Below are 8,395 nucleotides of genomic sequence, written 5' to 3'. Positions count from 1 at the left end.
TGCCGATGCTGCGGCTGGCGATCGCCAACATCCACCGGCCGGGCGCGCTGACGCCCTCGGTGGTGCTGTCGCTGGGGCTTGGGCTCGCCGTGCTCGTCACCATCACCCAGATCGATGGCAATCTGCGCCGGCAGTTCCTGGCAGCACTGCCGGACCGCGCGCCGTCCTTCTTCTTCATCGACATCCCGAGCACGCAGGCCGAGCAGTTCGACGGTTATCTGCGCCGGATCGCGCCGGGCGCAACGGTCGAGGACGTACCGATGCTGCGCGGGCGCATCGTCGCCGCGCGCGGCGTGCGCGCCGAGGAGCTCAAGCCGACCACCGATTCGGAGTGGGTGCTGCAGAGCGACCGCGGCCTGACCTATACCGGCGAGCTGCCGAAAGGCTCCAAGGTGGTCGAGGGCGAATGGTGGAGCGCCGATTATTCCGGCCCGCCGCTGGTCTCGATGGAAAAGAAGATCGCCGACGGGCTCGGCCTCAAGCTCGGCGACGAGGTCGTGGTCAATGTGCTTGGCCGCGACATCCCGGCCAAGATCGGCAATCTGCGCACCATCGACTGGCAGGGGATGGGCATCAACTTCGTTCTGGTGTTCTCGCCGAACGCCTTCAAGGGCGCCCCCCACACCCACATCGCGACGCTGACGGAAACGGGCGGAACTGCGGCAGGCGACGGCAAGATCATCAAGCAGGTCGCCGACGCCTATCCGATGGTGACGAGCGTACGCGTGCGCGAGGTGATGGAGACGGTCGGCTCTGTCGTGACCAATCTGGCGCTGGCGATCCGCGGTGCCAGCGCCGTGACCCTGATCTCGGCGATCCTGGTGCTCGGCGGCGCGCTCGCCGCCGGCCATCGCCACCGGGTCTACGATGCGGTGATCCTGAAGACGCTGGGCGCGACGCGGCTGCGGCTGCTCGGCGCCTATGCGCTCGAATACCTCCTGATCGGGCTCGCGACCGCGGTGTTCGGCGTGATCTCCGGCAGCATCGCGGCCTGGATAATCGTGACGCGGCTGATGACACTGAGTTTCGTCTGGCAGGCCGGCAGCGCGGCCGGCGTGGTCGCGGCCGCGCTCGTCGTCACCGTCGGGCTCGGGCTCGCGGGCACGCTGCTGGCGTTGAACAAAAAGCCCGCCACGGTGTTGCGGAATTTGTGACAAAATGTAGCGGATGGCCGCACGAGAGCGAAATCGCACGATTTCTGCGATTAACCATGACTGCTCGTCAGGTTCGCGTCAGGATTGCCGCCAAGGGCGACATTCAGCCGCGCGTGGAAGGTTGCAGCGAATGTGTTAGTTTCCCACATATCGAATGGGTTCGGAGCCCCGATTGTTAGCCAAAATTTAGTCGGTTGGCGTCGGTATCCGAGATAGAGTTTGACGAACCGGCGGCATGGCGACCCTCGTGCCGGACCGGACCAACCAACGGGAATTCGACCATGTCGGACCTAGACCGTAACTACGCTTCTCCTTTCGGCAGGGCCGCCGGGCGTGTTGACGCCGCGACGGTCGATGCCGGCCTGCGCGCCTATATGCTGCGCATCTACAACTACATGAGCATCGGCCTGGCCATCACTGGCCTTGCCGCGCTCGGCGTCTACATGGCTGCCGTGACTGATGTCCCGACCGCGGACGCCGTCCGCGTCGGCAAGCTGTTCCTGACGCCGTTCGGCTACGCGATGTTCGTCAGCCCGCTGAAATGGCTGTTCATGCTGGCGCCGCTCGCCATGGTGTTCGTGATCTCGGCGGGCATCAACCGTCTGGCTCCCTCGACCGCCCAGATCCTGTTCTGGGTGTTCGCGGCGCTGATGGGTATCTCGCTGTCGTCGATCTTCCTGGTGTTCACGCACACCTCGATCGTGCGGGTGTTCTTCATCACCGCGGCCACATTCGGTGCGCTGAGCCTCTATGGCTACACCACCAAGCGTGACCTGACCGGCATGGGCTCGTTCCTGTTCATGGGCCTGATCGGCATCATCATCGCGAGCCTGGTGAACCTGTTCCTGGCGAGCTCGATGCTGCAGTTCATCGTGTCGGTGGTCGGCGTGCTGGTGTTCGCAGGCCTCACCGCCTGGGATACCCAGCGGCTGAAGAACGACTACATCTACGGCTACGCCTCGGCCGGCGGGGACATCGCAGAGCGTGCGGCCATCACCGGCGCACTGTCGCTGTACCTGAACTTCATCAACCTGTTCACGCTGCTGCTGCAGCTCCTCGGCCAGCGCGACTAAGCGATAGACCAGGACGAACGGACACGGACCCCGGCCGAAAGGCCGGGGTTTTTGTTTGAGCCTTGGCCTCTCCTCGTCATTGCGAGCCCTTGCGACGAAGCAATCCAGAGTCCCTCCGCGGATGCATTTCTGGATTGCTTCGCTGCGCTCGCAATGACGGGTGTGGCAACACAGTTGCCCCTTTCAGCAGAAGCGGGAAGGCTCTAATCTTGCCCCATGTCCGAACCTGAAATCAGGCCTGCAACCGAGGCCGACCTTCCCGCCATCACCGCCATCTACCAGCAGGCCGTCCGCGAGGGCACCGCGACGTTCGAGCTGGAGCCGCCTGACCTCGTGGAGATGACGCGCCGTTATCGCGCACTGGTCGACGGCGGCTATCCCTATTTCGTCGCCATCCTCGACGGCCGCGTGGCCGGCTATGCCTATGCCGGCGCCTACCGCCCGCGCCCGGCCTACCGCTTCACGGTCGAGAACTCGATCTATCTCGATCCCTCTTTCCACCGCCGCGGTGTCGGATCAAAGCTGCTGGAGCGGCTGGTCGCCGAATGCGAGGCGCGCGGCTTCCGCCAGATGATCGCGGTGATCGGCGATTCCGCCAATGCCGGCTCGATCGGCGTGCACACCAGGGGCGGCTTCAAGATGATCGGCACGCATCCCAATGTCGGGCTGAAATTCGGACGCTGGCTCGATACGGTGATGATGCAGCGCGACCTCGGCGAGGGCGCGAAGACGGTGCCGGGGAAGTAGGCCTCGTAGGGTGGGCAAAGCGTAAGCGTGCCCACCACCATCGACCAGCGATAGAGAAAGAACGTGGGCACGGCGCTGCGCGCCTTTGCCCACCCTACGGCACCGTTTGTGCGGCTATACCACCGCCAGCTTCCGATCGATCACCAGCAGCACGCGCTCCAGCTCGTGGCCGCGGCGCAGGATCAAACCGGTCGCCGAGATCACGCTGTACATGCCCTGCTTGCGCGCCAGCCGCGGATCCTTCTCGATGCGGTAGATCGGCACTTCCGAGGCACGGCGATAGACCGAGAACACGGCGCGATCCCTCAGGAAGTCGATGGCATAATCGCGCCACTCGCCGTCGGCGACCATGCGGCCGTAGAGATTGAGAATACGGTGCAGCTCGAGCCGGTTGAACGTCACCCGGCTCAGTTGCGTCGTCGCCGCGGCGGGGCGCGCCGCCGCGCGCAGCTCGCTCGGATCGGTATCCTCCGACAGACTCATGGAGCGCTTCCTCATCGCACGGCATGACCCGAATCCGCGAAGACCGTCCCCGGAACCTGGATCATGACAGCTGCATGATTGCGCCAACCGGCCAGCGCCGCAAGGGGCTCCTGATTCAACCGGTCGAATCGGTTACGAATCGGAGCACACGCTATGGTGGAACTCCCTCGCGGCAAACCGTCACGGGATCGTTAGCAGGAATCATACTCTCGCCGCTTTTCCGCCTAGCGACTGCCGCCCTGCATTGCGAAAAGACTCACGTGCGTTGACCCGGTCCTTTCGGTTCCGGATTCCTCAGCCCCCAGCCCCCCGGGGTCGAACAGGATCGGGTCTGTACGCGCGACAAGGAGGGCCAACGCAAGTTGGTCCTTTTTTGTTTGTGTCGGGATGTTTCTGACACGACGAAATTCTTCTCTCATCAGCGCCAACAATCTCATCCCTCATCCCGAGAGCCGCGCGTCCTTCGCGCGGCGTCTCGAAGGATCGAGGCCGAGCTGCGTGAGGGAGCCTGCATTGTTCTCACGGCGATGCGAAGCATCGTCCGGTAGACGCGCGCAAGGGCGCGCTCCTCACCATGAGGGTGGCAGTGAGTACGACGCTAGAGAATTGAAATCAGTGCAGCGACGTGTAGGCCGCGCCCAGCATCGTGCCGGGCTTGTCGCGGCTGCCGTCCTGGACATAGACCACCGCGCCGTCGACGCCGTCGCGTGTGAGGTTCTCGATCGGCACCGTCCAGCTTTCTGAACGCCCGGTCCAGTCGCCAACCTTGAGCAGGTTGCGCACCACGTTGTGATAGGTGACCTGCTGTCCGCGATTCTCGCCGCGTGTGATCGCGATCGGGACCGACTTGGCGATCGAGCAGATCCAGACCTCGCCATGCGAGACGGCCGGCTCGTTGCTCGCCGCCACCGACACGTTGATCTGCTTGCCCGCGAGCGACATCGTCACCGGCACGCTCATCACGCCCGTGCCCTTGTCAGCCTTGCCGATCGCGCTCTCGATGCCGGCACGATCGCTGCCGATGACATGGGTGGAGCCGTTGACTACGACCTGCGGCGTGTAGACCTCGCGGTCGCCGCGCATGCGCGAATAAGCACGCTGCCGTGCAGAGAAGCGCGAATCCGCCAGCGTGTCCTTCCAGCCCAGATAGTCCCAATAGTCGATCGGCATGCTCAGCGCGATGATCGACGGGTCTTTGGAGAGATCGCCGATGATCTGGTCGGCGGGCGGGCAGGAGGAGCAGCCCTGCGAGGTAAACAATTCGACGACGGCGCGGGGATCGGCCTCCGCCGGACGGATGACGGCGACGATCGCACAGATGCCGAGAGCTCCCGACCAGAGGGCACCGGACCAACGTGAAACCAGATGAGAAGCCGTCATTGTTGTCATGTCGAACGCCGCACACCATTGCTCGTGGAAAGGGAGATCTTATCGCCGGATGGTCACCGTAGTCTTACGGGGCGCGACACACTCGACCGTCCAGGCCAACCGTCCGAAAGGAGGTTTTCCGCCGGGCGGGCCCATCTGGAGCATGCCGCAAACGCACGAAGGCGGCCTTGTGATAGGCCGCCTTCGTTTAACCTTCTACTCACGTCGCGGTGAGCCACCGTTCACAAATTCGCGCTTAGGCCGCGAGCTTGCGCAGCACGTAGTGCAGGATACCGCCGTTCCGGTAGTAGTCGAGCTCGTCCAGCGTATCGATGCGGCAGAGCAGCGAAACGCGCTGCAGCGAACCGTCGCCGGAGACGATCTCCGCGGTCAGCTTCTGGCGCGGCTTGAGGTCGCCGACCAGGCCACGCAACGTGACCTTCTCGTCGCCCTTGAGGCCGAGCGACGACCAGGAGGTGCCCTCCTCGAAGGTGAGCGGCAGCACGCCCATGCCGACCAGGTTGGAGCGATGGATGCGCTCGAAGCTCTGGCAGATCACGGCGCGCACGCCGAGCAGGCGGGTGCCCTTGGCCGCCCAGTCGCGCGAGGAGCCATTGCCGTATTCGGCACCGGCGAACACCACCAGCGGCACCTGCTCCTGCTGGTACTTCATCGCGGCGTCGTAGATCGACATCTGCTCGCCGTCGGGCCAGTGCTTGGTGAGACCGCCCTCGGGGATGTTGCCGTCCGCGCCCTTCAGCATGAAGTTCTTGATGCGGATGTTGGCGAAGGTGCCGCGCATCATCACTTCATGGTTGCCGCGACGCGTGCCGTACTGGTTGAAGTCGGCGGGACGCACCTGGTGCTCGCTGAGATATTTTCCAGCCGGAGAGGTGAGCTTGATCGAACCGGCCGGCGAGATGTGGTCGGTGGTGATCTTGTCGCCGAACATGGCGAGGATGCGCGCCTCGACGATGTCGGTGACCGGCTCCGGCTCCTTCTTCATGCCGTCGAAATAAGGCGGGTTCTGCACGTAGGTCGAAGACATGTTCCAGCGATAGGTCTCGCTCTCGACGGTCTTGATCTTGCGCCAGTTGGTGTCGCCCTTGAACACGTCGGCGTACTTCTTCTTGAAGATCGACGCGGTCACGAACTTCTTCATGAAGGCGTTGATCTCCTTGGTCGTCGGCCAGATGTCCTTGAGGTACACCGGCTTGCCGTCCTTGCCCTCGCCGAGCGGCTCGACCGCGAGGTTCTTGGTGACGCTGCCCGCGAGCGCGTGGGCGACGACCAGCGGCGGCGAGGCCAGGTAGTTCGCCTGCACGTCCGGCGAGACACGGCCTTCGAAGTTGCGGTTGCCGGAGAGCACAGCCGCGGCGACGATGCCGTTGTCGTTGATCGACTTCGAGATCTCCTCAGGCAGCGGACCTGAATTGCCGATGCAGGTGGTGCAGCCGAAGCCGACCAGGTTGAAGCCGACCTTGTCGAGATCCTTCTGCAGACCGGAATCGGCGAGATAGCCGGCCACGACCTGGCTGCCCGGGGCGAGCGAGGTCTTCACCCACGGCTTGGCCTTGAGGCCCTTCGCAGCGGCGTTGCGCGCCAGGAGGCCCGCGCCGATCAGCACGCTCGGGTTCGAGGTGTTGGTGCAGGAGGTGATGGCGGCGATCACGACGTCGCCGTGGCCGATCTCGAAGTCCTTGCCTTCGACGGCGAAGCGCTTGCTGGGTTCCTCGGCCTTCTTGTACTCGGTGCCGAGCGCAAGCGAGAAGCCTTCGGCGACCGACGGCAGCGCGATGCGGCCTTCGGGACGCTTCGGACCGGCCATCGACGGCACGACGTCGGCGAGATCGAGCGTCAGCGTTTCCGTGAACACCGGATCGGCCGACTTGGCGGTGCGGAACAGCCCTTGCGCCTTGGCGTAGGCCTGCACCAGCGCGACGCGCGGCGCCGCACGGCCGGAGGTCTTGAGATAGTCGATCGCGGCGGCGTCGACCGGGAAGAAGCCGCAGGTCGCGCCGTATTCGGGCGCCATGTTGGCGATGGTCGCCTTGTCGGCGACCGAGAGATTGTCGAGGCCGGGGCCGAAGAACTCGACGAACTTGCCGACCACGCCGAGCTTGCGCAGCATCTGCGTCACGGTGAGCACGAGGTCGGTCGCGGTGACGCCCTCCTTCATCGCGCCCTTCAGCTTGAAGCCGACGACGTTGGGCAGCAGCATCGACAGCGGCTGGCCGAGCATGCAGGCTTCCGCCTCGATGCCGCCGACGCCCCAGCCGAGCACGGCGAGACCATTGACCATGGTGGTGTGGGAGTCGGTGCCGACCAGCGAATCGGGATAGGCGACCTCGAAGGTGCCGGTCTTCTTGCCGACCGTCATCTTCTCCTTCTTGGTCCAGACCGTCTGGGAGAGATATTCGAGATTGACCTGGTGGCAGATGCCGGTGCCGGGCGGCACGACGGAGAAGTTCGAGAACGCCTTCTGGCCCCACTTCAGGAACTCGTAGCGCTCCTGGTTCTGCTTGTATTCCTCGGCGACGTTCTTGCCGAAAGCCTTGTTGTCACCGAAGAAGTTCACGATCACGGAATGGTCGATGACGAGATCGACCGGAACCAGCGGATTGATCTTCTCGGCATCGCCGCCGAGCTTCTGCATCGCGTTGCGCATCGCGGCGAGGTCGACCACCGCGGGCACGCCGGTGAAGTCCTGCATCAGCACGCGCGCCGGGCGGAAGGCGATCTCATGCTCCAGCGACTTCTTGCGCAGCCATTTCGAGACCGCGACGATGTCCTCTTTCTTGACCGAGCGGCCGTCCTCGTTGCGCAGGAGGTTCTCGAGCAGGACCTTCATCGAATAGGGAAGTTTGGAAATTCCCTTCAGACCATTCTTCTCGGCCGTGGGCAGGCTGTAATAGACATAGGTCTTGGCGCCGACCTTGAGGGTCTTTTTGCATTTGAAGCTGTCGAGCGAGGTCATGTAGGAATCCCAATTGTTAGTTATACCCGGCAGGGTATTTTAACACCGTCAGCGTATCAGGCTGGGCCGCTTGCAGGGGCAGGTTGAGTTGCTGCATCAAGTAGTTCCGGGCTTATAGAAGCTTTCTAACCGCGCCGCCACAGCCACAATCGTACCGCAGCATTCGCGAGCCAAAAATTCCCATGCGCTACCCCAAGTTTTCCTGAGGCCCGGCTTTGAGCGGGGTGGTACGAAGCAAGATGCAGCTGTCTGGACGCGGGATCGTTTGCGTGCGCGGTGGCCGCGAGGTGTTTGCCGGGCTCGATTTCGAGGCCGTCGCCGGCGAAGCGGTGGCGGTCGTCGGCCGCAACGGGTCGGGCAAGACCTCGTTGCTGCGGTTGATCGCGGGCCTGCTGGTTCCGGCGGGCGGCACGATCGTACTGGACGGCGGCGACGCTGAAATGACGCTGCCGGAGCAGTGCCACTATCTCGGCCATCGCGATGCCCTGAAGCCTGCGCTCAGCGTGGCCGAAAACCTGACATTCTGGGCCGATTTCCTTGGGGGAGAGCGTTTTGACTTCGCCCAGAGCCTCGCCACGGTGGGGCTCGAACAT

Annotated in this window: 7 protein-coding genes; 4 read left to right on the top strand and 3 right to left on the bottom strand. The window is 63.9% G+C overall.

The window, feature by feature from the left end:
• The 3 genes from IC66_RS0127830 to IC66_RS0127820 all read left to right on the top strand — a co-directional run.
• On the top strand, positions 1-1,154 hold a 1,154-nt coding region (locus IC66_RS0127830), incomplete at its 5' end, for an ABC transporter permease (RefSeq protein ID WP_038949864.1).
• A 281-nt stretch (positions 1,155-1,435) separates the two neighbouring features.
• Positions 1,436-2,227 (top strand): Bax inhibitor-1/YccA family protein, encoded by a 792-nt coding sequence (locus IC66_RS0127825; RefSeq protein ID WP_028139228.1) that lies wholly within the window; start codon positions 1,436-1,438, stop codon positions 2,225-2,227.
• 216 nt (positions 2,228-2,443) lie between these two features.
• Positions 2,444-2,974, top strand: coding sequence for a GNAT family N-acetyltransferase (locus IC66_RS0127820; protein ID WP_028139229.1), 531 nt, complete (start codon positions 2,444-2,446; stop codon positions 2,972-2,974).
• A gap of 114 nt (positions 2,975-3,088) precedes the next feature.
• On the opposite strand, the gene IC66_RS0127815 is transcribed toward IC66_RS0127820, so the two are convergent.
• The 3 genes from IC66_RS0127815 to acnA form a co-directional block, all read right to left on the bottom strand.
• On the bottom strand, positions 3,089-3,457 hold the full coding sequence (locus tag IC66_RS0127815; RefSeq protein ID WP_028139230.1) for a DUF2794 domain-containing protein: 369 nt from the start codon (positions 3,455-3,457) through the stop codon (positions 3,089-3,091).
• Between the two features lie 612 nt (positions 3,458-4,069).
• Entirely contained in the window at positions 4,070-4,846 is a 777-nt protein-coding gene (locus tag IC66_RS0127810) for a DUF1223 domain-containing protein (protein WP_038949863.1), read from the bottom strand.
• A gap of 235 nt (positions 4,847-5,081) precedes the next feature.
• Positions 5,082-7,802 (bottom strand): aconitate hydratase AcnA, encoded by a 2,721-nt coding sequence (acnA, locus tag IC66_RS0127805; RefSeq protein WP_028139232.1) that lies wholly within the window; start codon positions 7,800-7,802, stop codon positions 5,082-5,084.
• A gap of 239 nt (positions 7,803-8,041) precedes the next feature.
• Here acnA and IC66_RS0127800 point away from each other — a divergent pair.
• Positions 8,042-8,395, top strand: a 354-nt coding sequence (locus IC66_RS0127800) for an ATP-binding cassette domain-containing protein (protein ID WP_038949862.1), incomplete at its 3' end; no start/stop codon positions are given.

It is taken from the genome of Bradyrhizobium genomosp. III (genome assembly GCF_000261705.1).
Taxonomy (GTDB): Bacteria; Pseudomonadota; Alphaproteobacteria; order Rhizobiales; family Xanthobacteraceae; genus Bradyrhizobium; species Bradyrhizobium ottawaense.
The sequence above is the reverse complement of the archived record's forward strand: the minus strand, read 5'-3'. Positions and strand labels throughout refer to the sequence as shown.

Coding starts and splice junctions, on each gene's coding strand:
- IC66_RS0127825 (WP_028139228.1), top strand. CDS start 1,436: ATGTCGGACCTAGACCGTAACTACGCTTCTCCTTTCGGCAGGGCCGCC.
- IC66_RS0127820 (WP_028139229.1), top strand. CDS start 2,444: ATGTCCGAACCTGAAATCAGGCCTGCAACCGAGGCCGACCTTCCCGCC.
- IC66_RS0127815 (WP_028139230.1), bottom strand. CDS start 3,457: ATGAGTCTGTCGGAGGATACCGATCCGAGCGAGCTGCGCGCGGCGGCG.
- IC66_RS0127810 (WP_038949863.1), bottom strand. CDS start 4,846: ATGACAACAATGACGGCTTCTCATCTGGTTTCACGTTGGTCCGGTGCC.
- acnA (WP_028139232.1), bottom strand. CDS start 7,802: ATGACCTCGCTCGACAGCTTCAAATGCAAAAAGACCCTCAAGGTCGGC.